Genomic DNA, 26,626 nt, shown 5'->3' with positions numbered 1-26,626 from the left:
CCGTGCCCGCCACCCCCGAGCAGGTCGATGCCCGCAACCGCCGGCTCTTCGCCGCCGGTGAGCGAATCGTGCCCCGGCTGCCGCGCCCGGTCCGGAACCTGATCATGAACCTGGGGGCCGAGTGGGCGGTGCGCTCCGACATCGCGCCGCTGCGGACCTGGGCGACCAATATCGAGCTGGCGACCGGCGAGTCGCCGGGGCCCGGGCTGCGTCGCCAGGCGATCCGCTCGTGGCTGCGTACCTATCTGGAGGTGCTCGCGCTGCCGTCCTGGCGGCCCGAACAGATCGCCGGCCGGGTCAGCGCCGATCCCGAGGGCGAACGCGTGCTGCGGCTCGCGCACGCCGGGCCGGGCGTCGTCTGCGCCCTGCCGCACAGCGGCAACTGGGATCTCGCCGGCGGCTGGGCCGCCAGCACCGGCCTGCCCGTCAGCTCGGTCGCCGAACGGCTCGGCGAGGCCGAGTTCGCCGCCTTCACCCGGATCCGCGCCGGACTCGGCATCGACATCCTCGCCCACGACGACCCGGGAGCGGTGCGCGCGCTGATCGGCGCCGTCCGGGCCGGCCGGGTGGTCTGCCTGATGGCCGATCGCGAGTTCGGCACCGGCGGGGTGGCCGTGCGCTGGAACGGGCGGTGCGTGATCATGCCGGCCGGCCCCGCGCTCGTCGCCCGGCGGACCGGCGCCGTGCTGCTCGGCGTGGGCTGTCACTACACGGCGGCCGGGATGAAGATCGAGTTCTCCGACCCGATCGAGCATCGGCCCGGCCGCACCGGACTGGCCGCGATGACCCAGGACCTCGCGGACTGGTTCTCCCGGTTCGTTGCCGCGCACCCGGCAGACTGGCACGTGATGCAACCGTTCTTCGACACCGGCTCGACGAGATGAGTGGGCTACGGGTCGGGCTGGTCTGTCCCTATTCGCTCGCGGCCCCGGGCGGGGTGCAGAACCACGTCCTCGGCCTGGCACGCGAGTTGCGCCGCCTCGGGCACCAGCCGCGCGTGCTGGCACCGGGCCGCCTGGGCGCCGAGGCTGACCCGGAGCTGCGTCGGCTCGTGGCCAGCGCCGGAGCCGGGGTGCCGGTGCGCTACAACGGCTCGGTCGCCCGGGTGAACTTCGGCCCGCGCAGCTATGCGCGGGTCGCCGCCTGGCTGGCCCGCGAACGGGTCGATGTCCTGCACGTGCACGAGCCCGTCACGCCGAGCGTCGCGCTGCTGGCCCTGCGGGAGGCGCGGGCCGTCCCGGTCGTCGCGACCTTCCACACGGCCACCCCGGGCAGCACCGCGATGCGCCTCGCCGGACGCGCGCTGGGACCCATGATCGACCGCATCGATCTCGGCCTGGCGGTCTCCTCCAGCGCCCGGTCCGTCGTCCGGCGCCACCTGGGGCTCGATCCGATGATCATTCCCAACGGGGTACGCGTCGCCGACTTCGCCGGCCCGCGGGCCGAGCCCGGCCGGGCGCCGCGGGTCACGCTGCTCGGGCGACTGGACGAGGAACGCAAGGGCCTGCCGGTCTTCCTGCGGGCGCTGCCGCGGATCCGCGCCGCCCGCCCCGATGCCGAGATCGTCGTCGCCGGCCCGGGCCGGACTAAGCTGCCCGGGGGAGTGCGGCGTACCGGACTGATCAGCGACGCCGAACGCAGCGCACTGCTGCGCGGCACCGATGTCTTCGTCGCGCCGAACCTCGCCCGGGAGAGCTTCGGTCTGATCCTGGTCGAGGCGCTGGCGGCCGGCGCCCGCGTGGTCGCCTCCGATCTGCCGGCATTTCGTGCGGTGCTGGCGGAGGGCGGCGGCCGGGCGCACGGCGCGACCGTGCCGCCCGGTGATCATCGCGCACTCGCCGACGCGGTCGTCTCGGCGCTCGACCGGCCGCCCGCCCCGCCCGCGGGCCGCGCCCACGCCCGCCGCTACGACTGGTCGGAGGTCGCCCCGCAGATCCTGCAGGCGTACCGAACCGCGATCCGGATGCGCACCCGCGCCGCCGGCATCGCCTAGGCTGGCCGGGTGTCCCGCGGCTCACCGCTTCCCGCACCCGACGGGGACACCGATGGCCTCGGCCGCCAGGTCAGCAACCGGATCTGGACCGCCCCGAATGTCTTGTCGATGGTGCGGCTGGCCGGGGTCGGCGTGTTCTTGTGGGTGCTGCTGGTGCCCCGGGCCGACCTGCTCGCGGTGGCCGTGCTGGCGGCCGCCGGCGTGACCGACTGGCTGGACGGCTGGCTCGCCCGCCGGCTGGGCCAGGTGACCAGGCTCGGCCAACTGCTCGACCCGATCGCGGATCGGCTCTACATCCTCGCGATCGTGGTCGGGTTGGCGGCGCGCGGTGTCATCCCGTGGTGGCTCGTCGCGATCCTGATCGCGCGGGACGTGATGCTGGTGCTCGTCGTCCCGTTGCTCGGCGGTCGCGGATACCGGCCGCTACCGGTGCACTTCCTGGGCAAGGCGGCGACGTTCTGCCTGCTGTACGCCTTCCCGCTGGTGCTGCTCGGCTCCGGGGAGGTGCCCATCGTGCCCGACGGGTGGGCGGTCGCCGCCCGGATCGTCGGCTGGGCGTTCGCGCTGTGGGGTACGGGCCTGTACTGGTGGGCCGGTTTGCTCTATGTGGCGCAGGCGCGCATGCTGCTGCGCGAGCGAACCGACTGAGGGAGGCGCGGACATGGGGCCGAACTGGTCGCAGATCCTGCGCCGCCGGGTACGCCCACCGCGTGACCGGCGCCGCGACGCCTCGATGGACCTGCTGAACCAACTCATCGACCAGCCGATCGAACCGGGGTACGCCGAGGCGAGCGGCGGGAGCAGGTCCGCCGGGGCCACGACCGGGCGGCGCCGCGGTGCGCTGATCGTCTTCGGCTGCCTGCTCGTCGCGGGCGCGATGATCGGGCTGTCGCTGGCCCAGACGCTGCGGGCGGCACCGGCGGACGAACAACAGCGGCTGGATCTGGTCGACCGGATCGCCCGGCAGGAGCAGACCGTGGCGGACCAGCGGGCCCGGATCGGGACGCTCACCGACGAGATCGACGCCGCCCGCGAGCAGGCGCTGGCCGGCGACGCCACCGGCGCGCGCACCCGCGACCGGCTGGAACGCTACGGCGAGGCGGCGCAGACGGTCGACGTCCGGGGGCCGGGCCTCGTGATCACCGTCGATGACGCACCGGCGGACGCGCAGGGCACCAGCAACCGGGTGCTGGACCGGGACCTGCAACTGCTGGTCAACGGCTTGTGGCTGTCCGGCGCCGAGGCGATCGCGATCAACGGGCACCGGCTCGGTTCGCGTACCGCGATCCGCGCGGCCGGCGACGCGATCACCGTCGACTACCGGTCCCTGACCCGGCCCTACCGGGTCGAGGCGATCGGCGATCCGCGGAACCTGCAGAGCCGTTGGGTACAGTCGTCCGGCGGCGTGCTGTGGAACTATCTCAAGGACAACTACCAGATGCGCTACGAGCTCACCGGATCCGATGAGCTCACCTTGCCGGGCAGCCCGCAGGCGCCCCTGGAACGAGCGGAGGTGGCACGATGATCGCGATCGTCGGACTGGCGCTCGGCATCCTGATCGGAGCGCTGCTCCAGCCGACCCTCCCGGCGTACCTGCAGCCCTATCTGCCCATCGCGATCGTTGCCGCGCTGGACGCCCTGTTCGGCGCTTTCCGCGCCTGGCTGGACGGCAAGTTCAACGATCGCGTCTTCGTGGTCTCCTTCGTCTCGAATGTGCTGATCGCGGCGCTGATTGTCTGGGTCGGCGACCAGATCGGGGTCGGCAGTCAGCTCTCGACCGGGGTGGTCGTGGTGCTCGGCATCCGGATCTTCACCAATGCCGCGGCCATTCGACGGGCGCTGTTCCATGCCTGAGGACACCCCGGCCGAGCGCGCGCCCGAGGAGAACGCGGAGACCCGGCGGCTGCCGCGGATCGACACCGCGCCGCACACCCCCGAACACGCGGCGCCGACCCGGGCCGCGGACGCCGAGCCGGCCGCCGACTGGCGATCGCTGCTGCGGCCCAGCCGCGCGCAGGTCGTGGTCGGCCTCGTCTTGTGCCTGGTCGCGATCGGCGTCATGGTCCAGTTGCGGGCGCGTAACGACGACGACGCCTATGCGACCGCCAGGCGGGCCGATCTGGTGCAGATCCTGGACGGGCTGAACGCCGAGTCCCGGCGCCTCGACGAGGACCTGCGCGAGCTCGAGCAGACCCGCGAGGAGCTGCGCACCGGCGCCGATCGTGAGCGGGTGGCGCGCGAGGAGGCGACCCGGCGCGAGGAGAATCTGGGCATTCTGGCCGGTACGCTGCCCGCCGTCGGACCCGGCGTCCGGATCGTCATCGACGACCCGCGCGGCGCGGTCAGCGACGCCGTACTGGTGGACGCGGTCCAGGAGTTGCGCGACGCCGGGGCGGAGGCGATCGAGATCAACAACTCGATCCGCGTCGTCGCCTCCACCGCCTTCGGGCAGGGCCCGGACGGCCCGACATCCGGCGGCACCGCGATCACCCGTCCGATCGTGATCGAGGCGATCGGAGATCCGAACAACCTCGAGGAGGGGGCCCGGTTCCGCGGCGGCCTGGTGAGTGCCGTGACGGGCGACCAGGTGGGCGGGACCGTCACGATCACCCGGGAGTCCGAGGTGCGCGTGGAATCCTTGCACAGCGCGAGCGAGAATCAGTACGCTCGCCCAGCCCGGTAGCAGCCCCAGCGGAAGAGGTGTCGGTCATGGCGGATTTCCCCGAGGACCTGAGATACAGCAACGACCACGAGTGGGCGCGGGCCGGCAACTCCGGAATCGTCCGGGTCGGCATCACCAGCTATGCCGCGGAGCAGCTCGGCGACATCGTCTTCGCCCAGCTTCCCGAACCCGGCGAAGAGGTCGCCGTCGGCGATGCCGTCGGGGAGCTCGAGTCGACCAAGAGCGTGTCCGATCTGTTCACCCCGGTCGCCGGCGTGGTGACGGCGGTCAACGAGACGCTGGCCGCGGCGCCGGAGACCGTCAACAACGATCCGTACGGCGACGGCTGGCTGTTCGAGGTCGAGGTGGCAGACACCTCCGCGCTGGAGGAGTTGCTGGACGCGGATGCCTATGCCGAGTCGGTGGCCTCCTGATTGCGTCCTGGCACTAGGATGACCAGACCTCACGCGGGGTAGGACGGAGAAGGAGTCCATGCCTTACTGCACGCACTGCGGACACAACAACCCGGACGGGGCGAACTTCTGCGCCCGCTGTGGTGAGCCGATGGTGCGCCCCGCCGATGCCCCGGACGAGACCGAGGTCGACGCCCTCGGCGGCGACAACACCCGCATCATCCAGATCGCCGACGAGGGCCTGCTCGCCGAGCTCACCGAGGAGGACGAGGCGGCGATCGAGAACCTGCCGCAGGGTTCGTCGCTGCTGATCGTGCACCGCGGCCCGGGATCGGGTTCGCGCTTCCTGATCGACCGCGACACCACGAGCGTCGGCCGGCACCCCGATGCCGACATCTTCTTCGACGACATCACCGTCTCCCGCCACCATGCCGAGCTCCAGCGCACCGAGGGCGGCGTACTCGTCAAGGACCAGGGAAGCCTCAACGGCACCTACGTGAACCGCGCGCTGATCGACGGCGAGGCGCCCCTGAAGTCCGGTGATGAGGTGCAGATCGGCAAGTTCCGGATGGTCTACTTCGCGAGCGCGCGCGGCGTGGGCTGATGCCGGCAGAGAAGCGCAGCATCGGGCAGGTGCTCGCCATGCTCAAGAACGACTTCCCCGACATCACCATCTCCAAGATCAGGTTCCTGGAGGGGGAGGGGCTGGTCTCGCCGGAGCGGGCCAAGTCGGGCTATCGCCGCTACACCGAGACCGATGTGGAGCGGTTGCGCTACATCCTGACCGTGCAGAAGGACCACTATCTGCCGCTGAAGGTGATCCGCGAGCATCTGGACATGATGGATCGCGGGATGGAGCCGCCGGCGTTGGAGACCCCGCGACCCCGGCTGGCGGCCGCTCCCGCCGAGCGGCCCGCGCCCGCCGACACCGAGGCCGACCCGAGCCCGCGGCCCGCCGCCCAGCGCCGACCCCAGCTCCGGCTGTCCCGCGAGGAACTGCTCGAGGCGAGCGGCCTGAGCGAGCCGGCGCTGATCGAGTTGGAGAAGCAGATGCTCGTCCTGCCGCGACGCGGCACGAACCACTACGGCCGTGAGGCCGTGACCGTGGCCGTGGCCGCGCGCAAGCTCGCGGAGTTCGGGATCGACGCCCGGCACCTGCGCGCCTTCAAGATGGCCGCGGAGCGCGAGGTCGGCGTGATCGAGCAGGCGATCGCCCCGCACCAGCGACGGATGGGCGGGTCCCGGCAGGCCGCGCACGAGGTGGCCAACATCGTGATCCATGTCCACGCGGCGCTGATGCGTACCGCGATGGACCGCTGACGGCGCGGCTCCCCGAGACCGACCGGTGGGCGGGCACCGCCCGGGCGTGGGCGACTGGAGGCTCGGCGTAGGCTGGGCGACATGCGGGAACTGGACCTGGTCGGCGTGCGCGTCGAGATGCCGCAGAACGCGCCGATGGTGTTGCTCCGAGAGGTCGGTGGCAAGCGCTATCTGACCATCTGGATCGGCGCCAGCGAGGCGTCGGCGATCGCGAACGCGCAGGAGGGCATCGTGCCGCCGCGGCCGATGACGCACGATCTGCTCGTCGATGTGCTGGCCGGTCTGCAGCGCAGGTTGGTGGAGGTCCGGATCACCGAGCTGAGCGGCGGCACCTTCTACGCCGAGCTGGCCCTCGACGGCGGCGTCGAGATCAGCGCGCGGCCCTCGGACGCGATTGCCCTGGCGGTCCGCACGGGCGCGGAGATCTACTGCGCCGAGGAGGTGCTGGACGAGGCCGGGATCGACGTTCCCGAGGAGGAGGACGACGAGGTCGAGCGGTTCCGCGAGTTCCTCGACCACGTCAACCCCGACGACTTCGTCACCGACGAGGGCGGCGGCCGCCAGGACTGAGCCTCCCCGGGGTCGGGGCTGCAGAAGAAGTCGAGGGTTCCCGGCGTGTCGTTGACCCTTCCGTCCGTGGCGCCGTAGCGTGGCCGACAACGGTGTAACTACCACGCCGTGAAACGTGGTAGCCCTTCCCCAGGAGCAGACAGTGAGCAAGCAGTCCGAGACACACGAGCCGCTGCCCGGCCTGGAGATCGACGCGCCCGAGCAGGCGCAGGAGTTGCTGTTCGACGGGGATTTCTCGCCCGTCGCGGACGACATCGGCTACCGCGGCCCGGTCGCCTGCAGCGCGGCCGGTATCACCTACCGACAGCTCGACTACTGGGCGCGAACCGGCCTGGTCAAGCCCGGCGTGCGCGGCGCGTCCGGCTCCGGGAGCCAGCGCCTGTACAGTTTCCGCGACATCTTGCTGCTCCGGGTGATCAAGCGCCTGCTCGACGCCGGCATCGCGCTGCAGCAGATCCGGGTCGCTATCGACCACCTGCGCGCCCGCGGCGTCGAGGATCTGTCGCAGGTCACCTTGATGAGCGACGGAATCTCGGTCTATGAGTGCACCGAGGACCACGAGATCCGCGACCTGCTGGCCGGCGGCCAGGGGATGTTCGCGATCGGCCTGGGCAGCGTGTGGAAGGACGTCCGGGGCAGCCTGCACGAGCTGCCCGCCGAGCGCGCCGCGGCCGAGGAGGAGTCCGAGGAGCCGATGGTCGCTTTCGAGGGCGACGAACTCGCCAAGCGCCGGGCAGCCAAGCGCCGCGCCGCCGGCTGAGGCCGCCGCGTACCTGTGCACAACTGACCGCTCGGGACGCGCCACCGATCCGGCATCGGTGCACAGCCGTCGCGTGTAACCTTGGCGGCGCGACAACCGGCGCGGGAGAGACCGCAGCGGCGGCGCCGAAGGGGCAACCTCCCCGGAACCTCTCAGGCACCCGAGACCGCGTCGGCGCTCCGCAACGGGGCTGGCAACTCTGGAGCACCGGTGACAGAGGGGGAGCGGGCAGCACTGCCCGGATCCCGCCTGCACCGAGGAGTACGCCGTGGCCCAGCAACTCGCCGACCAGCCCATCGACGAGGTCGCCGACACCACCGCCGCCGACAGCGCCAATCCGGGTTTCGCCGCCCGCCACATCGGGCCCGACGACGACCAGCGCGCGACGATGCTGCGGGCGGTGGGGCACGACTCGTTGGCCGGCCTGGTGGACGGGGCGCTGCCGGCGAAGATCCGGCTGCATGAGGCGCTCGACCTGCCCGACCCGCTGACCGAGGCGCAGGCGCTGGCCCGGATGCGCGAGCTCGCCGCGCTCAACAACCCGCTGCGCGCGATGATCGGCCTCGGCTATCACGGCACGATCACTCCGCCCGTGATTCGCCGCAACGTCCTGGAGAGCCCCGCCTGGTACACCGCCTACACGCCCTATCAGCCCGAGATCTCCCAGGGCCGGCTCGAGGCACTGCTCAACTTCCAGACCGTCGTCGCCGATCTGACCGGCCTGCCGACCGCCGGGGCGAGCCTGTTGGACGAGGGCACCGCCGTCGCCGAGGCCGTCCAGCTCGCCCGCCGCAATGTCCGCAAGGGCAGCGTCGCCGTGGTCGACGCCGGGATCCTGCCGCAGAGCCTGGCGGTGCTGCGTACCCGCGCGGAGGCGATGGGTATCGACGTCGTGGTCGCCGACGATCTCGTCGCGGCGCTGCAGTCCAACGAGGCCTTTGCCGTCGTCGTCCAGACGCCGACCGCCGACGGCCTGGTCCGCGCCGCCGATGAGCTGGGCGCGATCGCCGACAAGGCGCACGAGAACGGCGCGCTGGTGATTGCCGCCGCCGACCTGCTGGCTCTCACGGTGACCCGGGCCCCCGCCACCTGGGGTGCCGATGTCGCGGTCGGCTCGACGCAGCGCTTCGGCGTACCGCTGTTCTACGGCGGCCCCCATGCCGGCTACATCGCCGTCCGGGACAAGCTCGAGCGCACGCTGCCGGGACGCCTGGTCGGCGTGTCCAAGGACGCGGCCGGTACGCCGGCCTACCGGCTCGCGCTGCAGACCCGCGAACAGCACATCCGGCGGGAGAAGGCCACCTCCAACATCTGCACCGCGCAGGTGCTGCTCGCGGTGGTGGCGGGCATGTACGCCGTCTATCACGGCCCGAGCGGCCTGGCCCGGATCGCCGAGACGATCATGCACCGGACCCGACGGCTGGCCGCGGCCCTCGATGCGGCGGGGCATCCGCCGGTGCACCGCTCGTTCTTCGACACGCTGCTGGTCGAGGTGCCCGGCCGGGCGGACGCGATCATCGCGGCCGCCCGCGACGGCGGCGTGCACCTGCGGCGCATCGATGCCGATCATGTCGGGATCAGCGTCGGTGAGGACGCCGAAGAGGCCGACCTGGCCGCGGTCGCCGCGGCCTTCGGCGCCGAGCTGACCGGGCGCGAGCTGGGTGATCTTGCGGGACAGACGCGCGACACCGAGTACCTGACCCACCCGGTGTTCAACAGCCACCACAGCGAGACCTCCATGCTGCGCTACCTGCGGGCGCTGTCCGATCGCGATTTCGCGCTGGACCGGGGGATGATCCCGCTGGGTTCGTGCACGATGAAGCTCAACGCGACGGCGGAGATGGAGCCGATCTCCTACCCCGGGTACGCCGAACTCCATCCCTTCGCCCCGGCCGAGGATGCGCGGGGATATCGCGAGCTGATCACCGAGCTGGAGGACTGGCTGGCGCGGGTTACCGGCTACGCGAAGGTGTCGGTCCAGCCGAATGCCGGCAGCCAGGGTGAGTTGGCGGGCCTGCTCGCGATCCGGGCGTACCACCGATCCCGGGGCGATGATCAACGCGTCGTCTGCCTGATCCCGTCCTCGGCGCACGGAACCAATGCGGCCTCCGCCGCCATGGCCGGGATGCGGGTGGTCGTGGTCGCCGCCACCGCCGACGGCTCGGTCGACCTGACCGATCTTCGGGCCAAGATCGACTCCCACCGCGACGAGCTGGCGGCGATCATGGTCACCTACCCGTCGACGCACGGCGTCTACGAGGAGACGATCACCGAGTTGTGCGCGCTGGTGCACGATGCGGGCGGTCAGGTCTATGTCGACGGCGCCAACCTCAACGCCCTGCTCGGGCACGCGCTGCCCGGCCGGTTCGGCGCCGACGTCAGCCACCTGAATCTGCACAAGACCTTCTGCATCCCGCACGGCGGCGGCGGTCCGGGCGTGGGACCGGTCGCCGTGGGCGAGCACCTGGCCCCGTTCCTGCCCAATCACCCGTTGGCGAGCGAGGCCGGGCCGGAATCGGGAGTGGGCCCGATCTCGGCCGCACCCTACGGGTCGGCTGGCATCCTGCCGATCAGTTGGGCCTACATCGCGATGATGGGCGCCGACGGGCTGCGGTCGGCCACCGAGCATGCGGTGCTGGCGGCGAACTACGTGGCCGCGCGGCTGCGCGAGCACTACCCGGTGCTGTACGCCGGGCGCGGCGGTCTGGTGGCCCACGAGTGCATCCTCGATCTCCGGCCGCTGACCAAGGCGAGCGGGATCACCGTCGACGATGTCGCCAAGCGGCTGATCGACTACGGCTTCCATGCCCCGACGATGAGCTTCCCCGTCGCGGGCACGCTGATGGTGGAACCGACCGAGTCGGAGGACCTGATCGAACTGGACCGGTTCTGCGAGGCGATGATCAGCATTCGCGGCGAGATCACCCGGGTCGAGTCGGGGGAGTGGCCGGCGCAGGACAATCCGCTGGTCAACGCCCCGCACACCGCCGACCAGGTGAGTGCCGACGAGTGGGATCACCCGTACCCGCGCCGGATCGCGGCGTACCCGTCCGGGCTGCACCGCGGCCCGATCGCGGGAGCCGGGCACGACAAGTACTGGCCGCCGGTGGCGCGGATCGACGGCGCCTTCGGCGATCGGAACCTGGTCTGCTCCTGCCCGCCGCCGGAGGCCTTCGAGTGAGGTGAGCCCGCCGGCTCGCGGGCGAGTCCGGCGCGCGCGCCGAACCCGGTGCTGCGTACCTGTCGTTCCCCGACCCGCTAAGGTCGCCCACGAGGCGGAGGAGGCGTCGTGTCGGACAGGATCGAGAAGCTGCAGCGCCGGCCCTGGGTGGCGCACCTGTTGCGGTCGAATGCGCGCTACGGATCGCGCCTGGGCGCCCAGTTCGCGGCGGCGATCACCTATTTCTCGGTGCTGTCGCTGGTGCCGATCATCTCTTTCGCGTTTGCCACGGCGGGGTTCATCGTCAGCCGGGATCAGGGGCTGCAGCAGGCCGTCGCCGATCAGATCACGCGGGCGATGAGCGGCGCGCCGATGGCCGGTCAGCTCAGCGAGACGGTGCTGAATGCCTTCAACAACTGGGCCGCGGTCGGCATCTTCGCGGTGCTCGCCGGGGCGTACTCGGGTGCGAACTGGATCGGCAACATCAAGAGCGCCATCCGGGCGCAGATGCGGCCGGTCTTCGACATGACCGAGAACAAGCGCAACATCGTGGTCGAGACGCTGGCGAATCTGGGCACGTTGATCATCTTCTTGCTGATGCTGTTGATCACCTTCGCGCTCTCCAGCGTCGCCACCGCACTCGCCGCGACGGTGATCGATCTGCTCGGGCTGGACGGCGTACCGGGCATCGGCGCGCTGGTTCGGCTGGTCCCGATCGCGGCATCGCTGGTGGCCGGCTTCGTGCTGTTCTGGTTCATCTTCCGGGTCTTTCCGGAGTACCGGCCGCCGCGGAATGCGTTGGTGCGAGGTTCCGTCGCGGGCGCCGTGGGCCTGGCGATCCTGCAGTACCTGCTCGGTTACCTGATCCAGCTCTTCAGCAACAGCCCGACGGCCAGCCTGTTCGGGCCGGTCATTGCCCTGATGCTGTTCTTCAATCTGTTCGCGCAGTTGATCCTGCGGTTGGCGGGTTGGATCGCGACTGCCAACCAACCGGCCGTCGCGGGCGAGCACCAGTTGGTGGACGAACCGCTGGAGGAGAGCGGTGACCCGATCCTCACGCCGGAGGCGTATGAGGAGGAGACCGGGCGCAATCGCGACGACGAGGTCGACGAACCCCGGGCCGCGCGGGTACGCCGCCCGAGCGCCCAGGCTTGGACCCCGCCCAGCTATCCGAAGCCGGTGTCCTTCGACGGCGAGCCGGGCGAATCCGAGGAACTGGTCCGCGCCGATGTCGCCGCCCGCGGGGTGCGGGTCGGGATGGCGGGCGGCTGGCTCGTCGGGATCGGCTCGGGCCTCGGCATCGGCGCCCTGATCACCGCGGTGGTCAGCAAGATCGCCCGCCGCTGACCGGCCCCCCGGGCGACGATCCCACCCGTCCGCCCCGATTGTTTCCGTAGTTATGCCCGCTTTGGGCGCCCCGGAGCGGCATCACCTGCGGGAGAGATGTGCGGCTTCCTTCGTGACCCCGGAGCGGCGCTCGGAGCGAGTCGCCGCGCTCGGGCTTCAGCTCGGGCGCGGTTGGCCGATGGCATCGAGGGTGGCGAGGTACCAGTCGGTCGAGGTGTCGAAGGGCTTGCCGCCCGCGATCCGGTCGAACTCGATGGGCCGCAGCTCGTCGCCGCGCTCGTAGTCCTCGCCGATCACCCCGGGCCGGCCAGCGATCGCGGCCTCGACGGCCGTGTCGGCCATCCGCGAGATCAGCGCCAGATCGGCCTCATTGGCCGCCGCCGAGCGCGAGTAGTAGCCCGACTTCTGGACCAGCACCTTCTCCGCGCCGAGCTTGCTCTTCAACCGGTCGGCGAACCACGCGCCGGGGTTTATCTCGTCGAGTCGCACATGTCCGAACGGGTCGCGTGGCACGTCCTCGCCGGCGGCCTCCATCTCGGCCACGATCGCGTCCAGGCCTGCGCCCTCGGACAAGAAGATCGTCACATTGCCCTGCTCGTCCATGATCGACTTCAACCGGGCCACCTCGGACTCGAGATCGATCGGCGCCTCCGGGATCCACACCGCGTGCACGTCCCAGGCTTCCTTGGAGAGCCCGATCTCGGGCAGCCACTCCCGGCCATCCAGCCAATCGCGGTACGCCCTCGCGGTGGCGGCGGTCAGCCAGCCGCAGTTGCGGCCCATCACCTCGTGGATGATCAACATCCGCGGGCCGACATTGTGCTCGGCGAGCACGTTCTGGGCGAACCGCGAACCCATCTCGGCGGCGGTCCACGCCCCGAGGGTCTGCTTGATCGGCACCACGTCGTTGTCGATGGTCTTGGGCAGGCCGACCACCGTGAGGTCGTGGCCCTGCTCGGCCAGGAAGCGGGCGAGATCGGCGGCGGTGGTGTTGGTGTCGTCCCCGCCGATGGTGTGCAACACGTCAACGCCGTCCGCGGTCAGCCGGTCGGCCGCCACCTGCAGCGGGTCCTGGCCTTCGGCCACCAGGCCGCGCTTGACCAGGTCTTGGGCGTTGGTCAGCTTCACCCGGGAGTTCCCGATCGGCGACCCCCCGTACTCGGTCAGCAGTTCGGCCCGCTCCCGGACCTGCGGCGTGATCGACACCGAGTTGCCGCTGAGCAGGCCGTGATAGCCATTGCGGTAGGCGATCAGTTCGGTGTCGGGCGAGACCTCGCTCCAGCGCCGGATCAGGTATCCCAGCGACGCCGACAGGCAGGGTGCGAAGCCCCCGGCGGTGAGAAACGCAACCTTGGCGACCATCGTGATCCTTCCAGCAGGGGACTCGGTGGCCGCACCCTATCGGTCCGGCCGGGGGCGGCTCAGCCGCGCTCGATGCGGTGTTCCATGTAGACGGCCCCGGGGCCGTCGGCATGGGCGCGATCCTCGGGATTGCTCAGGGCGCAGGTGGACAGGCTCAGGCAGCCGCAGCCGATGCAGGTGTCCAGCCGGTCCCGCAGTTCCTCCAGCCGCCTGATCTGCTCGTTCAGGCGCGGCCGCCACGACTCCGACAGTTGCCGCCAGTCGGCGCGGGTCGGCGTGCGGCCGCTCGGCAGGGACGCCAGCGCGGTGCGGATCTCGCCCAGGGTCAGCCCGACGCGCTGGGCGGAGCGGATGAACGCGATCCGGCGCAGTTCGCTGCGCGGATAGCGGCGCTGGTTCGCCGCATTGCGTTCGGGGCTGAGCAGGCCGTGCTGCTCGTAGAACCGCAGCGCCGAGTGGGCGAGGCCGGATCGCTCGGCGAGCTCGCCGATGGACAGGGAGTTCCGGTCGGGCACGCCTGCGAGCCTAGGCCAGCCGGTCAGGCCGGGGCGACGGCGCGGCCCATCCGCGCCACCACCTCGGTGAGGATCTCGGGCGAGGTGGCGAGGTTGACCCGGACGAACCCTTCGCCGCCGCTGCCGAACGCGGCTCCGTCGCTGAGCGCGACCTGGCCTCGGGTCCGGAACTGCTGCACCGGACGGTCCAGGCCCAGCCTGCGCGCATCGACCCAGGCCAGGTAGGTCGCCGCCCCCGGCCGATACACCGCCCCGGGCACGTCCCGCGCGAGCAGCTCGGAGAAGAGTGCCCGATTCGCCGCGATCTCGTCGATTGCCTCGTCGAGCCAGTCGCGGGCCTTCTCGAGCGCGGCGACGTGGGAGAGGATGCCGAGATGGCTGGCGCTGCCGGTCACCTCGTTGGGCAGGGTACGCAGGGCCGCGGCCGCTCGCGTACCGCCGATCGCGACGGCCGCCTTCAGCCCGGCCAGATTCCAGGCCTTCGACGCCGACGTGACCGTCACGGCGTCCTCGGTGGCGGGCAGCGACAGGTAGGGCACGAACCCGGCGTCTGCCGGGACCAGCGGCGCGTGGATCTCGTCGCTGATCACTGCGACGCCGTGCTCGGCCGCGAGCTCGGCGACGCGCGTGAGCTCGGCGGGGCTGTGCACGGTGCCGGTCGGGTTGTGGGGATTGCACAGCAGGTACGCCGATGGCCGCTCCGGCCCGGCGAAGGCGGCGGCCAGGGCGTCGAGGTCGAGCCGCCCGTCGGCGCCCAGCGGAACCTCGAGAACCCGACGCTTCGCCCAGGGTAGATAGCCGTAGAAGCAGTTGTAGACGGGATTGTTGACCACCACCGCGGTGTCCGGCGGGGTCAGCAGCTCGGCAACCTTCGCCACACCCTGCATCACGTCCGGCACGATTACGGCGTCATTCGGGTCGAAGTCCCAACCCCAGCGCGTCGCGGCGAAGTCGGCGTAGGCCGCCTGGTAGTCCGAGCCCTCCGGGTAGCCGGTGTCGCCGGACTCGATCGCCGCGACCAGGGTCTCCCGGACGGCGGGCGCGGGGCGGCAGTCCATCTCCGCGACCCAGGCGGGCAACACGTCCGGGCCGTAGCGGCGCCACTTCATGCTGGTGCGCCGCCGCAATTCCGCCAGGGTGAGGTCGAATATCGCCACCCGATCACCCTATGTGACACCCCGCCGGGCGTCGGTCCGGCGGTCTAGGATCCGGACATGGCGAGGTATTTCGACGTGCACCCCGACAATCCGCAGCCACGCGCGATCGGCCAGGTGATCGACATCGTGCGCGACGGCGGGCTGGTGGCGTACCCGACGGACTCCTGCTTCGCGCTCGGCTGCCGGCTCGGCAATGCCGATGGGCTGAACCGGATCCGGGCCATCCGCCAGCTCGACGACAAGCACCACTTCACCCTGGTCTGCAAGGACTTCGCTCAGCTCGGGCAGTTCGTCCAGCTCGACAATGCGACCTTCCGGGCGGTCAAGGCCGCCACCCCGGGGAAGTACACCTTCATCCTCCCGGCGACCCGGGAGGTGCCGCGGCAGATGTTGCACCCGAAGAAGCGCACGGTCGGCGTCCGGATTCCCGAGCACACGACGACGCTCGCGCTGGTCGAGGCGCTCGGTGAGCCGATGATCTCCAGCACGCTGCTGCTGCCCGGCGAGGAGGACCCGCTGACGGAGGGCTGGGTGATCAACGACGAGCTCGGCAATCAGCTCGACGCCGTGGTCGATTCCGGTGACTGTGGCGTGGAGCCGACGACGGTCGTCGACCTCTCGGGCGAGGAGGTGGTGATCGCGCGCTACGGGGCGGGCGATCCCGCACCGTTCGAGTGACGGTACGCCCGCGCGGCCGCCGCGAGGCCGCGGAAGAGGGCGTCCTCCTCCCGATGTTCGGGATGCCACTGGATGCCGAGCCAGAACTCCCGGTCCGGATGCTCGATCGCCTCCAGCAACCCGTCCGCGGCCCGCGCGACCGGGTTCAGTCCCGGGTGTGCGGCGACCGACTGGTGGTGGTGACACGACACGATCGTCCGGGCCTCGCCCAGCACCTCCGCCAGGCGCGACCCGGCGTCGATCACCACTTCGGTGTCGCCGAAGGCGTCCGGGCCGGGGGAGTGCCGCTCGTGGCCGACCAGGTCGGGCACGTGCTGGTCGAGCGACCCGCCGGCGTGGACGGCCATCACCTGCATCCCGCGGCACACGCCGAGCACCGGCATGCCACGCGCGGCCGCCCCGTCCAGCAGGTCCAGTTCCCACGCATCTCGCACGGTTCTGGGCTCACCCGCGCGCGGGTGCGGCCGGGCCGCATAGCGTGCGGGATCGACATCGGGCCCGCCGCTGATCACCAGGCCGTCCAGCCGGTCCAGGACCGTTGGGTCCGAGGCGGGCAGCAGCACGGGTATCGCGCCGGCCTTGGTCACGGTGGCGCTGTAGTTCCCGGTCAGCAGGTCGGCCACCTCGTGCCAGGCGCCCCAGCGGGTCGGTTCGCGGTAGCTGGTCAGCCCGATCACGGGCGGTACGCCGCTCACAGTGGCGTCACATAGGCAGCGGAGATGCCGCCGTCGACCAGGAACGTGCTCGCGGTGATGAAGCTGGCCTCGTCGGAGGCCAGGAAGAGGACGGCATTGGCCATCTCCTCCGGCTCGCCGAAGCGGCCCATGGGCACATGCACCAACCGGCGCTCGGCTCGCTCGGGGTCGGCGGCGAACAGATCGCGCAGCAGCGGGGTGTTCACCGGGCCGGGGCACAGCGCATTCACCCGCACGCCCTGACGCGCGAACTGCACGCCGAGTTCACGGCTCATCGACAACACCCCGCCCTTGGAGGCCGAGTAGGAGATCTGTGAGGTTGCGGCACCCATCACCGCGACGAACGAGGCGGTGTTGATGATCGACCCGCGCCCCTGCTCGATCATGTACGGCAGCGCGGCCTTGCAGCACAGGTACACGCTGGTCAGGTTGACCTCCTGCACCCGCTTCCACGCCTCGAGGTCGGTGTCGAGGATCGAGTCGTCCTCGGGCGGGGAGATGCCCGCGTTGTTGAACGCGATGTCGACGCTGCCCCAGGTCTGCTGGGCATGATCGAACAGCGCCGAAACCTGCTCGGGATCGGTGACGTCGGTGTGGCAGAAGCTGCCGCCCAGGCGTTCGGCAAGCTCCTTGCCGGCGCCGTCGTCGACATCGGCCAGCACCACGCGGGCGCCCTCTGCCGCAAGACGTTCGGCGCTGGCCCGGCCGATCCCGGACGCGGCGCCGGTGATCACCGCCACCTTTCCGGCCACCCGGCCCGTCGCGGCACTACTCATGATCATCCTTCCGGTCGGTGGCGATGAAGACGTTCTTCTCCTCGGTGAATCCGTGGGCGGCGTCCGGCCCGAGCTCGCGGCCCAGCCCCGATTGTTTGTATCCGCCGAACGGGGTCCAGTAGCGCACCGAGGCGTGGGAGTTGACGCTGAGATTGCCGGCGCGTACACCGCGCGCGACGCGCAGCGCGCGCCCGACATCGCCGGTGTAGATCGAACCGGACAGGCCGTACTCGGTGTCGTTGGCCAGCGCGATCGCCTCGTCCTCGTCGTCGAACGGCAGCACCGAGAGGACCGGGCCGAAGACCTCCTCGCGCCAGATGGGCTCGTCGGTGCTGTCCACCCGGGCCAGCGTGGGCGCCACCCAGAAGCCGGGCCCGTCGGGCACGGCTGCCTGCTGGTCGATCTGGGCATGATCGAGATAGGCGCGGACGCGATCGCGCTGCTGTGCGGAGATCAGCGGCCCCATGTCCGCCCCGGCGTCGGCCGCGGGGTCGGCCACCCGGACGTTCGCGATCGCCGGCCGGAGCAGGCCGAGAAACTCCTCGTAGACGCTGCGCTGGACCAGCAACCGCGACCGTGCGCAGCAGTCCTGCCCCGCATTGTCGAAGACCGCGCCGGGTGCCGCCGCGGCCGCCGCGGAGAGATCGGCGTCGGCGAAGATGATGTTGGCGCTCTTGCCGCCGAGCTCCAGGGTCAGCCGCTTCACTCGGTCGGCGCAGCCGGCCATGATCGACTTGCCGACGGCGGTCGAACCGGTGAAGACGATCTTGCCCACGTCCGGATGCTCGACGAAGCGGCGGCCGACGACCGAGCCCTGGCCGGGCACGACGGTGAGCACCCCGGGGGGCATCCCGGCCTCCAGCGCCAGCTCGCCGAGCCGGATCGCGGTCAGCGGGGTCAGCTCGGCTGGCTTGAGGACGACGGTGTTGCCGGCCGCCAGCGCCGGCGCCAGACCCCAGCCGGCGATGGGCATCGGGAAGTTCCAGGGGACGATGATCCCGACCACGCCGATCGGCTCGTGGAAGGTCAGGTCGACGCCGCCCGCCACCGGGATCTGCTTGCCGAGCAGGCGTTCCGGCGTACCCGCGTAGTAGTTGAGCACGTCGCGGACGTTGCCGGCCTCCCAGCGCGCATTGCCCCGGGTATGGCCGGCATTGCGCACCTCGAGCTCGGCCAGCTCGTCAAGATGCGCGTCGACGACGGCGGCGAAGGAACGCAGCAGCCGGGCCCGCTCGCCGGGCGCTACCTCGGCCCACGCGGGCGCGGCCGCCGCCGCGCCGGCGACGGCCTGGTCGGCGCCGGCCTCGTCGGCCGACGGGATCTCCGCGACCAGTTCCTCGGTGGCGGGATTGATCACCTGGTGGGTGGACATGCGCTCCTCATCGAATGGGTTGGTCGGACGGTCACAGGCGTTCGAAGCCGCGGCGCAGCTCCCAGTCGGTGACGGCGGCGCCGAAGGCCGCCAGCTCGACATCGGCCATGTTCACGTAGTGGTCGACGACCGCGTCGCCGAATGCCGCCCGGGCCGCGGCGGACCCGGCGAAGGCGTCGCGGGCCTCGGCGAGGGTGCCCGGCACCCGTTCGCGGCCCGCGGCATAGGCATTGCCCGCCAGGGCGGGCTCGAGTTCGAGCTGTTGCTCGATCCCGTCGAGGCCGCTCGCCAGCATCGCGGCGAGCGCGAGGTAGGGATTCACGTCGCCGCCGGGTACGCGGTTCTCCAGCCGGGCCGAGCCGCGGTGGCCGACCGTCCGGATCGCACAGGTGCGATTGTCCTCGCCCCAGGCGATGGCCGTCGGCGCGAAGGAGGCATCGGCGAAACGCTTGTAGGAGTTGATGTTCGGCGCATACAGCAGGGTGTGGTCGCGCATCGTGGCGAGCATCCCGGCGATGAAGCTGCGATAGATCGGGGTCGGGCCGTCGCCGGTGTCGAAGACCAGCTCGCCGTCCTTCCCGCGCAGCGACAGGTGGATGTGGCAGGAATTGCCCTCGCGCTCGTTCGGCTTGGCCATGAAGGTGATCGACTGGCCGTGCTGGGCGGCGATCTCCTTGGCCATCGTCTTGTAGACGCTGTGGTTGTCGGCGGTGACCATCGCCTCGTCGTAGAGGAAGCCGATCTCGTGCTGGCCGAGATTGCACTCGCCCTTGGCGCTCTCCACGTTCATCCCGGCCGCATAGGTGGCATTGCGGATCGCGCGCAACAGCGGTTCCACCCGCGCCGTGCCGAGCAGGGAGTAGTCGATGTTGTAGAGGTTGGCCGGCGTCAGCTCGCGGTAGTCGCGCCGCTGCGCCTCCTCGTAGCTGTCCCGGAAGATCACGAACTCCAGCTCGGTGCCGGCGAGCGCGGTGTAGCCGAGGGCGGCGGCCCGGTCGAGCTGGCGGCGCAGGATCCGGCGCGGCGACTGCTCCACGGGCCGCCCGTCCAGCCAGGTCAGGTCGCACTGCACCATCGCCGAGGCCGGCTCGTGCGGCAGCCGGCGCAAGGTGCTCAGGTCGAGTTCGAAGGCGAGATCGCCGTAGCCCCGCTCCCAGGACGAAATGGCGTACCCGTCGACGGTGTTCATCTCGACATCGACGGCAAGCAGGTAGTTGCAGCCCTCCGTGCCGTGTTCGAGGGCGAAGTCGAGGAAGTACGCCGCATGCAGCCGCTTGCCCTGCAGCCGGCCCTGCATGTCGGTGAAGGCGACGACGACCGTGTCGATGGTGCCCTCGTCCACGGCGGACCGTAGGGCGGCGAGGTCGAGCATGCGGGGATTGGTCCGGGCGGGTTCGGTCGCGGTCATGGCGTGCCTTCTCTCTCAGCCGAGGAAGCCGCGCAGCAGCGCGGCAGTGTCGTCGCAGTGGCGTTCCATGGCGCGGCGCGCCCGGGCGGGGTTGCCGGCCAGCACGGCCCGCACGATGCTGCGGTGCTGGTCGGTGGAGTGATCGATGTTGACCGGCAGCGACGGGATGGCGCAGAGCATCGTGTGCAGGTCGGCCTGGACATGCGTCACCGCAGAGGTGATCGCGGCCGAGCCGGTGACGCCGGCCAGCGCGAGGTGCAGGCGGGCGTCGGCCTGCCGGTGCTCGGCGGGATCCCCGGCGTCCTCGACCTCGGCGAGGCTGGCGGCGAGCAGTTCGCGTTGTGCCGGGGCGAGCGTGAGGCTCGCGGCGTACTCGCAGGCGCCCGGCTCGACGATCCGACGATAGACCAGGGTGTCGAGGAGCTGCTCGGTACGCGGCGGCTGGCCGGGCAGCGGGCCGGCACCCAGGATGGCGCCGGCTTGGTCCGGGTCGTCGTTGGGCACGGTCGGGCTCGACGTGACCTCGGTCCCGCCGCCGCGCCCCCGTCGGGTGCGGACCATGCCTGCCGCCCGCAGCGCCGCGATCGCCTCCCGCAGGGTGGCACGGGAGACCTGCAGCCGGGCGGCCAGCTCGCGCTCGGGCGGCAGCAGTTCGCCCCGCGCCCAGGCGCCGAGCCGGATGGCCGTGGCCAGTTGCTCGACACAGGCCTCGAACGCGTGATGGGCCCGTACGGGACGCAGCACGACCGCGGGGATCTGCCCGACGGCGGTCGTGGCGGCCCGTTGTGTCATGGTCCCCAGTCTGTCGGGGCACCGCCGGTCCCTGTCAATGGTCTGGAGTCAGACCTTTTGAACTTTCTGCTCAGCAGCAGCGCATGCCGGGGCGCGCGTCGGCCTCGGCGTGTCTGGTACGCCAGAACTCCCGCTCGGTCGGCACCGACGCGTCCGGGTGGGTGGCGCGCAGGTGTTCGACATAGCGCCGGTACGCCCGATCGCCCATGATCGAGCCGACGTACCAACTGGCCACCCGCCAGGCCCGCTCCAGCACCGCGGTCATCGTCGCTCACCGTCGGCGGGTGCGGTGACCGGCCGCGGCCGGTCCGGCGACGGGTCCAGGCCGGCCTGTTGCCACTCGGCCAGCACGGCCCGCTCCGTGGCGGTCGGGATGAATCCCGCCGGGGCGAAGATGCGGGTCGGCACCACCGCGTCCTCCGTCGGCGGCCCGGATGACCCGCGAACGGCCTTCGCGCACGCCCACAGGGCGGCGATGACGACGATGATCACGAGCAACGCATAGATCACCGACAGGGTGCCCTGGACCGTGGTGTTCCTGATCACCGCGTCGATCTGGGCGGGTGTGGTCGCCGTCTGGAAGCTGTCCGCGCCGGACGCGCGCGCCTCCCGGGCCGCGGCATTCAGCGCCCAGTAGCCGATCTTCGGGTTCGCGGAGAAGACCTTCTGGTAGCTGGCGGTGAGGGTGACCGCGAGGTCCCAGGCCAGCGGCAGCCCGGGGATCCAGGCCCACTTGTAGAGCCCGCGTTTGACCACGACGGTGAACACGACCGCCAGCGCGATCGCGGCAAGGAGCTGGTTGGCGATGCCGAACAGCGGGAACAACATGTTGATCCCGCCGAGCGGGTCGGTGACGCCCATCAGCAAGATCGCCCCCCAGGCTGCCACCACGATCGCCGAACAGAGCCAGGCGCCGACGCGCCAGGAGGGGTCCTTGAAGCGGCTCATCCCGGGGAAGTTGCCCAAGGTGTCGGTCAGCATGAAGCGGGCGACCCGCGTACCGGCATCGATGGTGGTCAGGATGAACAGCGCCTCGAACATGATCGCGAAGTGGTACCAGAACGCCTGGGCCGCGGGCAGGAACGGGATCTGGGCGAGGATGTGCGACATCCCGAAGGCGAGCGTGGGCGCGCCGCCGGTCCGCGAGACGATCGACTCCTCGCCGACCGATTGCGCGGCGGCGGCGATCTGCTCGGCCGGGTAGGGCGGCAGCGGCTGGCCGCCGGGGGAGAGCAGGCCGAGGCTGTTCACCCAGGCGGCTGCGGTTCCCGGCTCGCCGCCGGTGACGCCCTTGGGGGCGTTCATCACGAAGTACAGGTGCTGATCGATCGCCACCGCCGCGACCAGCGCCATGATCGCGACGAACGACTCGGTCAGCATGCCGCCGTAACCGATCAGGCGGGCCTGCTTCTCCTTCTCGATCAGTTTGGGCGTGGTCCCCGAGGAGATCAGCGCGTGGAAGCCGGACAGGGCGCCGCAGGCGATGGTGATGAACAAGAAGGGGAACAGCGCGCCGGCGAAGGCCGGGCCGGTCCCGGTGAAGGCGAAGGAGGTGACCGCCGGCATCTGGATCACCGGCTGCGCGATCACGATGGCCAGGGCCAGCAGGATGATCGTGCCGACCTTCATGAAGGTCGACAGATAGTCGCGGGGAGCGAGCAGGAGCCAGACCGGCAGCACGGAGGCAAGGAATCCGTACGCGGCAAGCCACAGCGCCAGGGTCGCGGGCTCGAGGGTGAAGAACTCCGCCCAGGAGGAGTTGGCCACCCACCCGCCGGCGATGATCGCGAACAGCAGCAGCACCACGCCGATCGCCGAGGTCTCGGAGACCCGACCGGGGCGGATGAATCGCAGGTAGATCCCCATCAGGATGGCGATCGGGATGGTCATCGACACGGAGAAGACACCCCACGGGCTCTCGGCCAGTGCGCCGATCACCACCACGGCGAGCACCGCGATCAGGATGATCATGATCGTCAGCACGCCGATCATCGCCGCCCAACCGCCGATCGGGCCGAGCTCGTCGCGGGCCATCTGCCCGAGGCTTCGACCGCGGCGGCGCAGGGACAGGTGCAACACCAAGAAGTCCTGGACCGCGCCGGCGAAGATGACCCCGACGATGATCCAGATGGTGCCGGGCAGGTAGCCCATCTGCGCGGCGAGCACCGGGCCGACCAGCGGTCCGGCACCGGAGATCGCGGCGAAGTGGTGCCCGAACAGCACCCGCCGATCGGTCGGCAGGAAGTCCTTGCCGTTGTTCAGGATCTCGGCCGGGGTGGCCCGGGTGTCGTCGGGCTGGACGATCTTGCGGTCGATCAGCTTGGAGTAGAAGCGAAAGCCGATGATGTAGCTGCCGACGGCGGCGAACACGAACCACAGTCCGTTCACCTGCTCGCCCCGGACGACCGCGATCATCACCCAGCCGATCGCGGCCAGCAGCGCGATGATGCCGATCACGATCTTGGCCCGCAGGCTGGTCCCCGGCGGCTCCTGGACCGCCACGGGGGGCAGGTCGGGATCGGTGCGGATCGCGTTGCCCTGCGGAGCGTCGATGCTCATGTCGCGGCCTCCAAGCCCTCGAACTGACAGGGTTGAGCTTAGGGCGAGCAGGTCGCCGGCGCACGTGTCAGGCCTAAGCTGCCCGCATGTGTCGCAATATCCGCACCCTGCACAATTTCGAACCCGAGGCGACCAACGACGAGGTCCACGCCGCCGCGCTGCAGTACGTTCGCAAGATCGCCGGGACGACCAAGCCCAGCCAGGCCAACCAGGCGGCATTCGACCGAGCCGTCGCCGAGGTCGCGCACAGCACCCGGCACCTGCTGGATGCCCTGGTCACCTCCGCCCCGCCGAAGAACCGCGAGGTCGAGGCGGCCAAGGCCAGGGCGCGTTCGGCTGCTCGCTACGCTGGCTGACCGGATTCGTCGGGAGTCCTGACCAATCCGACGGGGGAGACGCAGATGCATCGAGCGGAGGAGTTCGAAGCGCTGCGACCCCTGTTGTTCTCGATCGCCTACCGGATTCTGGGCAGTGTGGCCGAGGCCGAGGACGCCGTCCAGGAGACCTGGTTGCGCTATGCGGCGGTCGGCACCGTGCCGAGGTCGCCGAAGGCGTACCTGTGCACAGCGGTCACCCGGGTCTCGATCAATGTGCTCGGATCCGCGCGGGTCCGGCGCGAGGAGTACGTCGGAGAGTGGTTGCCCGAACCACTGCTCGACGATCCGTACGCCGACCCGCAGCGCTCGGCAGAGTTGGCGGACTCGGTGTCGATGGCCGCGCTTCGGCTCCTGGAGCACCTGAGCCCGCCGGAGCGGGCCGTGTTCGTGCTGCGCGAGGTCTTCGACTTCGCTTTCTCCGACATCGCCGTGACGCTGGAACGTTCCGAAGCAGCCTGCCGTCAACTGGCGGTTCGCGCTCGTCGCCACATGGAGTCGGGAGGCCCCCGCTTCGAGGCGGACGGTCGTGACCGGGACGAACTTGCCGCGCGCTTCTTCGCGGCCTTCACCGATGGCGACGTGGACGCCCTCCGGGCGCTGCTTGCCCGGGATGTCCGGATAGCCGGCGACAGCGGTGGCAACGCCCCGGCCCTGGTCCGGCCCGTCACCGGTGCGGAACAGGTGGCACGCGTGCTGGGATCGGTCGGCCCGGTGCTCGCGCAGATCGGGATCAGCCACGAACGGCACCCGATCAACGGACAGCCCGGCGCCATCGCGCGCGATTCCGGCGGCCGGGTCGTGTACGCCCTCGTGCTCGACGTCGCAGGCGATCAGATCTCGACCATTCTTGCGGTGAGCAATCCCGACAAGCTCGGCCATCTCGGACGAGTCGGCGACGCCTGGGCGATCCGGGCCGACTTCCAGCGGGCGCGCCGCACGGCGCGCTGATCGCGAGAGCGGCTGTGCAGAGGTTCCCGCGGCACTGTCACAGCGGGCGGCCCGGTTCTGTCTGAGAGGCGTCACCTTTTCCGCCGCAACACCCTGAGGACGACGCCATGATCACCACACCGTCGGCAACCGCCCCCGCCCCTGCGGGCAACCGTCGCGCCGCCCCGAGCTTCGGGCGGTTTGCCCGCACCGCCGCCACCGTCTCGCTGATCGCGACGACGCTCAATCTCGCCTGCTTCGGCGTCGCCCGCGCTGTTGGGGCCACCTTGTTGGTGGACCCCGGGATCGGGCCGGCGAATCATCTTGTCACGGGTGTCGATGTCGCGTGGAAGACCGCCGTCCCGGTGCTCGCCGGGTCCCTGGTCGTGTGGCTGGCGGCGCAACGATCCCGACGTGCGGCGAGCGGCGTCATCGTCCTCGGCGGCGTGCTCGCCGCCCTCAGCATTCCCCTTCCGCTGCTGGGCGCCCACGATCCGCGCACCGCGACGACGCTCCTCGCCCTGCACACGATCGCCGGCGCTGCCTTCGTCCTGATCGGAGTCCGAACCGTCGCCGCCGCGACATCGGCCGCGGGCGGTCCGATCAGCCTCCGGAGCCGTCGGTGAGCGCGTCCAACATCCGCTCGCGCTCCTTGACGAAGGCAAGACCCGCGCAGTCCCAGTTGTGTCCGCCGTTGCAGCGCCGGCCCTGATAGGTCACGTTGCGGCCGTACATGTCGAACCGGTGCTCCACGCCGGCGGCGGCCAGCGACCTGGCGAAGGTGCGGGTCGACCAGCCGGCCCCGCGCTCGAAGATGTCTGCGTCATTGGCGCCGGAGCCGGCGTACAGGCTGACCGTGGTGTCGGCGAGGTCGCCCGCATGCCGCACCGGGTTCTGTTCCTTCCAGCCCCCGTCCTTCGGCCAGACGACCGGGCCGAACGGACCGTACGGGTTCCAGCCCTGCACGGTCAGGCTGCCGATGACCGCGCCGCGGATCACCTGGTCCTCCAGGTCGAGACCCCCGGAGAACGACGCCGCGTAGGAATAGAGCTCGGGATACTGCTGGGCGTACCGGATCGCGCCGAAGCCACCCATCGAGAAGCCGGCCACGCCGCGGTGGTCGCGATCGGCGATGGTGCGCAGATTGGCGTCGATGAAGGGCACCACCTGCTCGTTGTGGAAGGTCCGCCAGTCGTTCTTCCGCCCGGAGCCGTTGGACCCCTTCCAGTCGGTGTACCAGCTCGTCTCGCCGCCCTCGACCGACACATAGATCACCTCGGTGCCGTCGGTCGCGTCCTCGAGGCCGGCCTTCTCGGTCCACTCGCGGTAGTTGCCGGGATTGCCGTTGTAGATGTACAGCACGGGGTAGTCCCGGTCGGAGGAGAAGTAATCCTCGGGCAGCGTCACGCGCAGGGACAGGCCGTAGGTCGTCTGGACGTCGTCGGTGACCTTGTCCGAGGAGATCCGGTAGTCATAGGAGCGCTCCAGGTTCTCCACCCGCTCCACCCGCTGCACGGTGATCCCCTTGGCGTCCTCGGCGGGCGGCAGCGGCTCGGCCCGGGCGGGAGTCATCGGCGCGAACCAGGCGAGTGCGCCGACCGCGACGGCGGCCAGCAACCTGCGGCCGGGCCGTCGCGGGCCGTCGATGTCGTCAATGACCGTGGGGGGCATGCGGTCCATGGCGAGTCCTTTCGAAGTGATTCGATTGCTCTCACCCTGCCGAACCCCGGTCGCATCGGGCAAGGGGGGTCCGGTTGTCGTTCGCCGGGCGCGCGCGGTCGCG

The 26,626-nt window shown here is 70.8% G+C and carries 28 protein-coding genes and 1 riboswitch; of the genes, 17 read left to right on the top strand and 11 right to left on the bottom strand.

The window, feature by feature from the left end:
* Positions 1 to 2: 2 nt before the first annotated feature.
* From ACXDC7_RS11370 to ACXDC7_RS11310, 13 genes are all read left to right on the top strand, one after another.
* Positions 3 to 884 carry a phosphatidylinositol mannoside acyltransferase gene (locus tag ACXDC7_RS11370; RefSeq protein WP_459222203.1) on the top strand — a complete coding sequence of 294 codons (882 nt, stop codon included), beginning with the start codon at positions 3 to 5 and terminating at the stop codon, positions 882 to 884.
* Positions 881 to 1,993, top strand: a complete 1,113-nt coding sequence (locus tag ACXDC7_RS11365) for a glycosyltransferase family 4 protein (protein ID WP_459222202.1) — start codon at positions 881 to 883, stop codon at positions 1,991 to 1,993. Before ACXDC7_RS11370 ends, ACXDC7_RS11365 begins: the two co-directional genes overlap by 4 nt.
* A gap of 81 nt (positions 1,994 to 2,074) precedes the next feature.
* The gene (locus ACXDC7_RS11360; protein WP_343046029.1) at positions 2,075 to 2,641 is read left to right on the top strand and encodes a CDP-alcohol phosphatidyltransferase family protein; all 567 of its coding nucleotides are present in this window, start codon (positions 2,075 to 2,077) and stop codon (positions 2,639 to 2,641) included.
* Between the two features lie 13 nt (positions 2,642 to 2,654).
* Positions 2,655 to 3,518 carry a DUF881 domain-containing protein gene (locus ACXDC7_RS11355; protein ID WP_179446270.1) on the top strand — a complete coding sequence of 288 codons (864 nt, stop codon included), beginning with the start codon at positions 2,655 to 2,657 and terminating at the stop codon, positions 3,516 to 3,518.
* Positions 3,515 to 3,847 (top strand): small basic family protein, encoded by a 333-nt coding sequence (locus ACXDC7_RS11350; RefSeq protein ID WP_179446271.1) that lies wholly within the window; start codon positions 3,515 to 3,517, stop codon positions 3,845 to 3,847. Before ACXDC7_RS11355 ends, ACXDC7_RS11350 begins: the two co-directional genes overlap by 4 nt.
* Positions 3,840 to 4,676 carry a DUF881 domain-containing protein gene (locus ACXDC7_RS11345; protein WP_179446272.1) on the top strand — a complete coding sequence of 279 codons (837 nt, stop codon included), beginning with the start codon at positions 3,840 to 3,842 and terminating at the stop codon, positions 4,674 to 4,676. Before ACXDC7_RS11350 ends, ACXDC7_RS11345 begins: the two co-directional genes overlap by 8 nt.
* 26 nt (positions 4,677 to 4,702) lie before the next feature.
* Entirely contained in the window at positions 4,703 to 5,089 is a 387-nt protein-coding gene (gcvH, locus tag ACXDC7_RS11340) for a glycine cleavage system protein GcvH (protein WP_179446273.1), read from the top strand.
* 58 nt (positions 5,090 to 5,147) lie between these two features.
* Complete coding sequence (locus tag ACXDC7_RS11335; RefSeq protein ID WP_179446274.1) at positions 5,148 to 5,672, top strand: FHA domain-containing protein; 525 nt, start codon at positions 5,148 to 5,150, stop codon at positions 5,670 to 5,672.
* Positions 5,672 to 6,388, top strand: coding sequence for a transcriptional regulator FtsR (gene ftsR / locus ACXDC7_RS11330; protein ID WP_179446275.1), 717 nt, complete (start codon positions 5,672 to 5,674; stop codon positions 6,386 to 6,388). The genes ACXDC7_RS11335 and ftsR overlap by 1 nt, the downstream gene beginning before the upstream one ends.
* Positions 6,389 to 6,469: 81 nt before the next feature.
* Positions 6,470 to 6,958 (top strand): bifunctional nuclease family protein, encoded by a 489-nt coding sequence (locus ACXDC7_RS11325; protein WP_179446276.1) that lies wholly within the window; start codon positions 6,470 to 6,472, stop codon positions 6,956 to 6,958.
* 142 nt (positions 6,959 to 7,100) lie between these two features.
* A complete protein-coding gene (locus ACXDC7_RS11320; protein WP_425487411.1) occupies positions 7,101 to 7,718 on the top strand; it encodes a MerR family transcriptional regulator in 618 nt (205 codons plus the stop codon).
* 92 nt (positions 7,719 to 7,810) lie between these two features.
* Positions 7,811 to 7,897: riboswitch (glycine riboswitch) on the top strand.
* A 209-nt stretch (positions 7,898 to 8,106) separates the two neighbouring features.
* A complete protein-coding gene (gcvP, locus tag ACXDC7_RS11315) occupies positions 8,107 to 10,899 on the top strand; it encodes an aminomethyl-transferring glycine dehydrogenase (RefSeq protein WP_459222826.1) in 2,793 nt (930 codons plus the stop codon).
* Between the two features lie 108 nt (positions 10,900 to 11,007).
* Positions 11,008 to 12,225, top strand: coding sequence for a YhjD/YihY/BrkB family envelope integrity protein (locus ACXDC7_RS11310; protein ID WP_459222201.1), 1,218 nt, complete (start codon positions 11,008 to 11,010; stop codon positions 12,223 to 12,225).
* A 156-nt stretch (positions 12,226 to 12,381) separates the two neighbouring features.
* On the opposite strand, the gene ACXDC7_RS11305 is transcribed toward ACXDC7_RS11310, so the two are convergent.
* The 3 genes from ACXDC7_RS11305 to ACXDC7_RS11295 are packed head-to-tail and all read right to left on the bottom strand — an operon-like array spanning position 12,382 to position 15,259.
* Positions 12,382 to 13,587: a pyrophosphate--fructose-6-phosphate 1-phosphotransferase gene (locus ACXDC7_RS11305; protein WP_179446278.1), complete on the bottom strand. Its 1,206-nt coding sequence runs from the start codon at positions 13,585 to 13,587 to the stop codon at positions 12,382 to 12,384.
* A gap of 59 nt (positions 13,588 to 13,646) precedes the next feature.
* Positions 13,647 to 14,102, bottom strand: coding sequence for a redox-sensitive transcriptional activator SoxR (gene soxR, locus ACXDC7_RS11300; protein ID WP_179446279.1), 456 nt, complete (start codon positions 14,100 to 14,102; stop codon positions 13,647 to 13,649).
* A gap of 23 nt (positions 14,103 to 14,125) precedes the next feature.
* A complete protein-coding gene (locus ACXDC7_RS11295) occupies positions 14,126 to 15,259 on the bottom strand; it encodes a MalY/PatB family protein (RefSeq protein WP_459222200.1) in 1,134 nt (377 codons plus the stop codon).
* 57 nt (positions 15,260 to 15,316) lie between these two features.
* Between ACXDC7_RS11295 and ACXDC7_RS11290 the strand changes: the two genes are divergently transcribed.
* Positions 15,317 to 15,937 (top strand): L-threonylcarbamoyladenylate synthase, encoded by a 621-nt coding sequence (locus ACXDC7_RS11290; protein WP_179446280.1) that lies wholly within the window; start codon positions 15,317 to 15,319, stop codon positions 15,935 to 15,937.
* On the opposite strand, the gene ACXDC7_RS11285 is transcribed toward ACXDC7_RS11290, so the two are convergent.
* The 7 genes from ACXDC7_RS11285 to ACXDC7_RS11255 all read right to left on the bottom strand — a co-directional run bounded on the left by ACXDC7_RS11285 (position 15,904) and on the right by ACXDC7_RS11255 (position 23,539).
* Positions 15,904 to 16,632: a gamma-glutamyl-gamma-aminobutyrate hydrolase family protein gene (locus ACXDC7_RS11285; RefSeq protein WP_459222199.1), complete on the bottom strand. Its 729-nt coding sequence runs from the start codon at positions 16,630 to 16,632 to the stop codon at positions 15,904 to 15,906. The two genes, ACXDC7_RS11290 and ACXDC7_RS11285, sit on opposite strands and share 34 nt — an antisense overlap.
* The gene (locus ACXDC7_RS11280; protein WP_179446282.1) at positions 16,629 to 17,408 is read right to left on the bottom strand and encodes a 3-oxoacyl-ACP reductase; all 780 of its coding nucleotides are present in this window, start codon (positions 17,406 to 17,408) and stop codon (positions 16,629 to 16,631) included. The genes ACXDC7_RS11285 and ACXDC7_RS11280 overlap by 4 nt, the downstream gene beginning before the upstream one ends.
* Positions 17,401 to 18,780 (bottom strand): aldehyde dehydrogenase family protein, encoded by a 1,380-nt coding sequence (locus tag ACXDC7_RS11275; protein ID WP_459222198.1) that lies wholly within the window; start codon positions 18,778 to 18,780, stop codon positions 17,401 to 17,403. Before ACXDC7_RS11275 ends, ACXDC7_RS11280 begins: the two co-directional genes overlap by 8 nt.
* Positions 18,781 to 18,811: 31 nt before the next feature.
* Positions 18,812 to 20,188, bottom strand: a complete 1,377-nt coding sequence (locus ACXDC7_RS11270; RefSeq protein ID WP_459222197.1) for a glutamine synthetase family protein — start codon at positions 20,186 to 20,188, stop codon at positions 18,812 to 18,814.
* Between the two features lie 15 nt (positions 20,189 to 20,203).
* Positions 20,204 to 20,980: a FadR/GntR family transcriptional regulator gene (locus ACXDC7_RS11265; RefSeq protein ID WP_459222196.1), complete on the bottom strand. Its 777-nt coding sequence runs from the start codon at positions 20,978 to 20,980 to the stop codon at positions 20,204 to 20,206.
* A gap of 70 nt (positions 20,981 to 21,050) precedes the next feature.
* Positions 21,051 to 21,245 (bottom strand): YbdD/YjiX family protein, encoded by a 195-nt coding sequence (locus ACXDC7_RS11260; protein ID WP_179446285.1) that lies wholly within the window; start codon positions 21,243 to 21,245, stop codon positions 21,051 to 21,053.
* A complete protein-coding gene (locus tag ACXDC7_RS11255; RefSeq protein ID WP_459222195.1) occupies positions 21,242 to 23,539 on the bottom strand; it encodes a carbon starvation CstA family protein in 2,298 nt (765 codons plus the stop codon). Before ACXDC7_RS11255 ends, ACXDC7_RS11260 begins: the two co-directional genes overlap by 4 nt.
* A gap of 86 nt (positions 23,540 to 23,625) precedes the next feature.
* Between ACXDC7_RS11255 and ACXDC7_RS11250 the strand changes: the two genes are divergently transcribed.
* From ACXDC7_RS11250 to ACXDC7_RS11240, 3 genes are all read left to right on the top strand, one after another.
* A complete protein-coding gene (locus ACXDC7_RS11250) occupies positions 23,626 to 23,895 on the top strand; it encodes a DUF2277 domain-containing protein (RefSeq protein WP_179446287.1) in 270 nt (89 codons plus the stop codon).
* A 45-nt stretch (positions 23,896 to 23,940) separates the two neighbouring features.
* Positions 23,941 to 24,864 carry an RNA polymerase sigma-70 factor gene (locus ACXDC7_RS11245; protein WP_459222194.1) on the top strand — a complete coding sequence of 308 codons (924 nt, stop codon included), beginning with the start codon at positions 23,941 to 23,943 and terminating at the stop codon, positions 24,862 to 24,864.
* Positions 24,865 to 24,971: 107 nt separating this feature from the next.
* Complete coding sequence (locus ACXDC7_RS11240; protein WP_179446289.1) at positions 24,972 to 25,469, top strand: DUF6069 family protein; 498 nt, start codon at positions 24,972 to 24,974, stop codon at positions 25,467 to 25,469.
* Here the strand turns inward: ACXDC7_RS11240 and ACXDC7_RS11235 are convergent.
* Positions 25,447 to 26,523 carry an alpha/beta hydrolase gene (locus ACXDC7_RS11235; RefSeq protein WP_459222193.1) on the bottom strand — a complete coding sequence of 359 codons (1,077 nt, stop codon included), beginning with the start codon at positions 26,521 to 26,523 and terminating at the stop codon, positions 25,447 to 25,449. The two genes, ACXDC7_RS11240 and ACXDC7_RS11235, sit on opposite strands and share 23 nt — an antisense overlap.
* Positions 26,524 to 26,626: the final 103 nt, after the last annotated feature.

The sequence above is a fragment of the Naumannella huperziae genome (assembly GCF_054073625.1).
Note: the sequence above shows the minus strand (reverse complement) of the source record. Positions and strands in the feature narration are given on the sequence as shown.

What these genes read in the sequence shown, in the direction of transcription:
- ACXDC7_RS11365 (WP_459222202.1), top strand. Translation starts at nt 881, where the DNA reads ATGAGTGGGCTACGGGTCGGGCTGGTCTGTCCCTATTCGCTCGCGGCC.
- ACXDC7_RS11355 (WP_179446270.1), top strand. Translation starts at nt 2,655, where the DNA reads ATGGGGCCGAACTGGTCGCAGATCCTGCGCCGCCGGGTACGCCCACCG.
- ACXDC7_RS11350 (WP_179446271.1), top strand. Translation starts at nt 3,515, where the DNA reads ATGATCGCGATCGTCGGACTGGCGCTCGGCATCCTGATCGGAGCGCTG.
- ACXDC7_RS11345 (WP_179446272.1), top strand. Translation starts at nt 3,840, where the DNA reads ATGCCTGAGGACACCCCGGCCGAGCGCGCGCCCGAGGAGAACGCGGAG.
- gcvH (WP_179446273.1), top strand. Translation starts at nt 4,703, where the DNA reads ATGGCGGATTTCCCCGAGGACCTGAGATACAGCAACGACCACGAGTGG.
- ACXDC7_RS11335 (WP_179446274.1), top strand. Translation starts at nt 5,148, where the DNA reads ATGCCTTACTGCACGCACTGCGGACACAACAACCCGGACGGGGCGAAC.
- ftsR (WP_179446275.1), top strand. Translation starts at nt 5,672, where the DNA reads ATGCCGGCAGAGAAGCGCAGCATCGGGCAGGTGCTCGCCATGCTCAAG.
- ACXDC7_RS11325 (WP_179446276.1), top strand. Translation starts at nt 6,470, where the DNA reads ATGCGGGAACTGGACCTGGTCGGCGTGCGCGTCGAGATGCCGCAGAAC.
- gcvP (WP_459222826.1), top strand. Translation starts at nt 8,107, where the DNA reads ATGCTGCGGGCGGTGGGGCACGACTCGTTGGCCGGCCTGGTGGACGGG.
- ACXDC7_RS11305 (WP_179446278.1), bottom strand. Translation starts at nt 13,587, where the DNA reads ATGGTCGCCAAGGTTGCGTTTCTCACCGCCGGGGGCTTCGCACCCTGC.
- ACXDC7_RS11290 (WP_179446280.1), top strand. Translation starts at nt 15,317, where the DNA reads ATGGCGAGGTATTTCGACGTGCACCCCGACAATCCGCAGCCACGCGCG.
- ACXDC7_RS11280 (WP_179446282.1), bottom strand. Translation starts at nt 17,408, where the DNA reads ATGAGTAGTGCCGCGACGGGCCGGGTGGCCGGAAAGGTGGCGGTGATC.
- ACXDC7_RS11275 (WP_459222198.1), bottom strand. Translation starts at nt 18,780, where the DNA reads ATGTCCACCCACCAGGTGATCAATCCCGCCACCGAGGAACTGGTCGCG.
- ACXDC7_RS11270 (WP_459222197.1), bottom strand. Translation starts at nt 20,188, where the DNA reads ATGACCGCGACCGAACCCGCCCGGACCAATCCCCGCATGCTCGACCTC.
- ACXDC7_RS11265 (WP_459222196.1), bottom strand. Translation starts at nt 20,980, where the DNA reads ATGACACAACGGGCCGCCACGACCGCCGTCGGGCAGATCCCCGCGGTC.
- ACXDC7_RS11260 (WP_179446285.1), bottom strand. Translation starts at nt 21,245, where the DNA reads ATGACCGCGGTGCTGGAGCGGGCCTGGCGGGTGGCCAGTTGGTACGTC.
- ACXDC7_RS11255 (WP_459222195.1), bottom strand. Translation starts at nt 23,539, where the DNA reads ATGAGCATCGACGCTCCGCAGGGCAACGCGATCCGCACCGATCCCGAC.
- ACXDC7_RS11250 (WP_179446287.1), top strand. Translation starts at nt 23,626, where the DNA reads ATGTGTCGCAATATCCGCACCCTGCACAATTTCGAACCCGAGGCGACC.
- ACXDC7_RS11245 (WP_459222194.1), top strand. Translation starts at nt 23,941, where the DNA reads ATGCATCGAGCGGAGGAGTTCGAAGCGCTGCGACCCCTGTTGTTCTCG.
- ACXDC7_RS11240 (WP_179446289.1), top strand. Translation starts at nt 24,972, where the DNA reads ATGATCACCACACCGTCGGCAACCGCCCCCGCCCCTGCGGGCAACCGT.
- ACXDC7_RS11235 (WP_459222193.1), bottom strand. Translation starts at nt 26,523, where the DNA reads ATGGACCGCATGCCCCCCACGGTCATTGACGACATCGACGGCCCGCGA.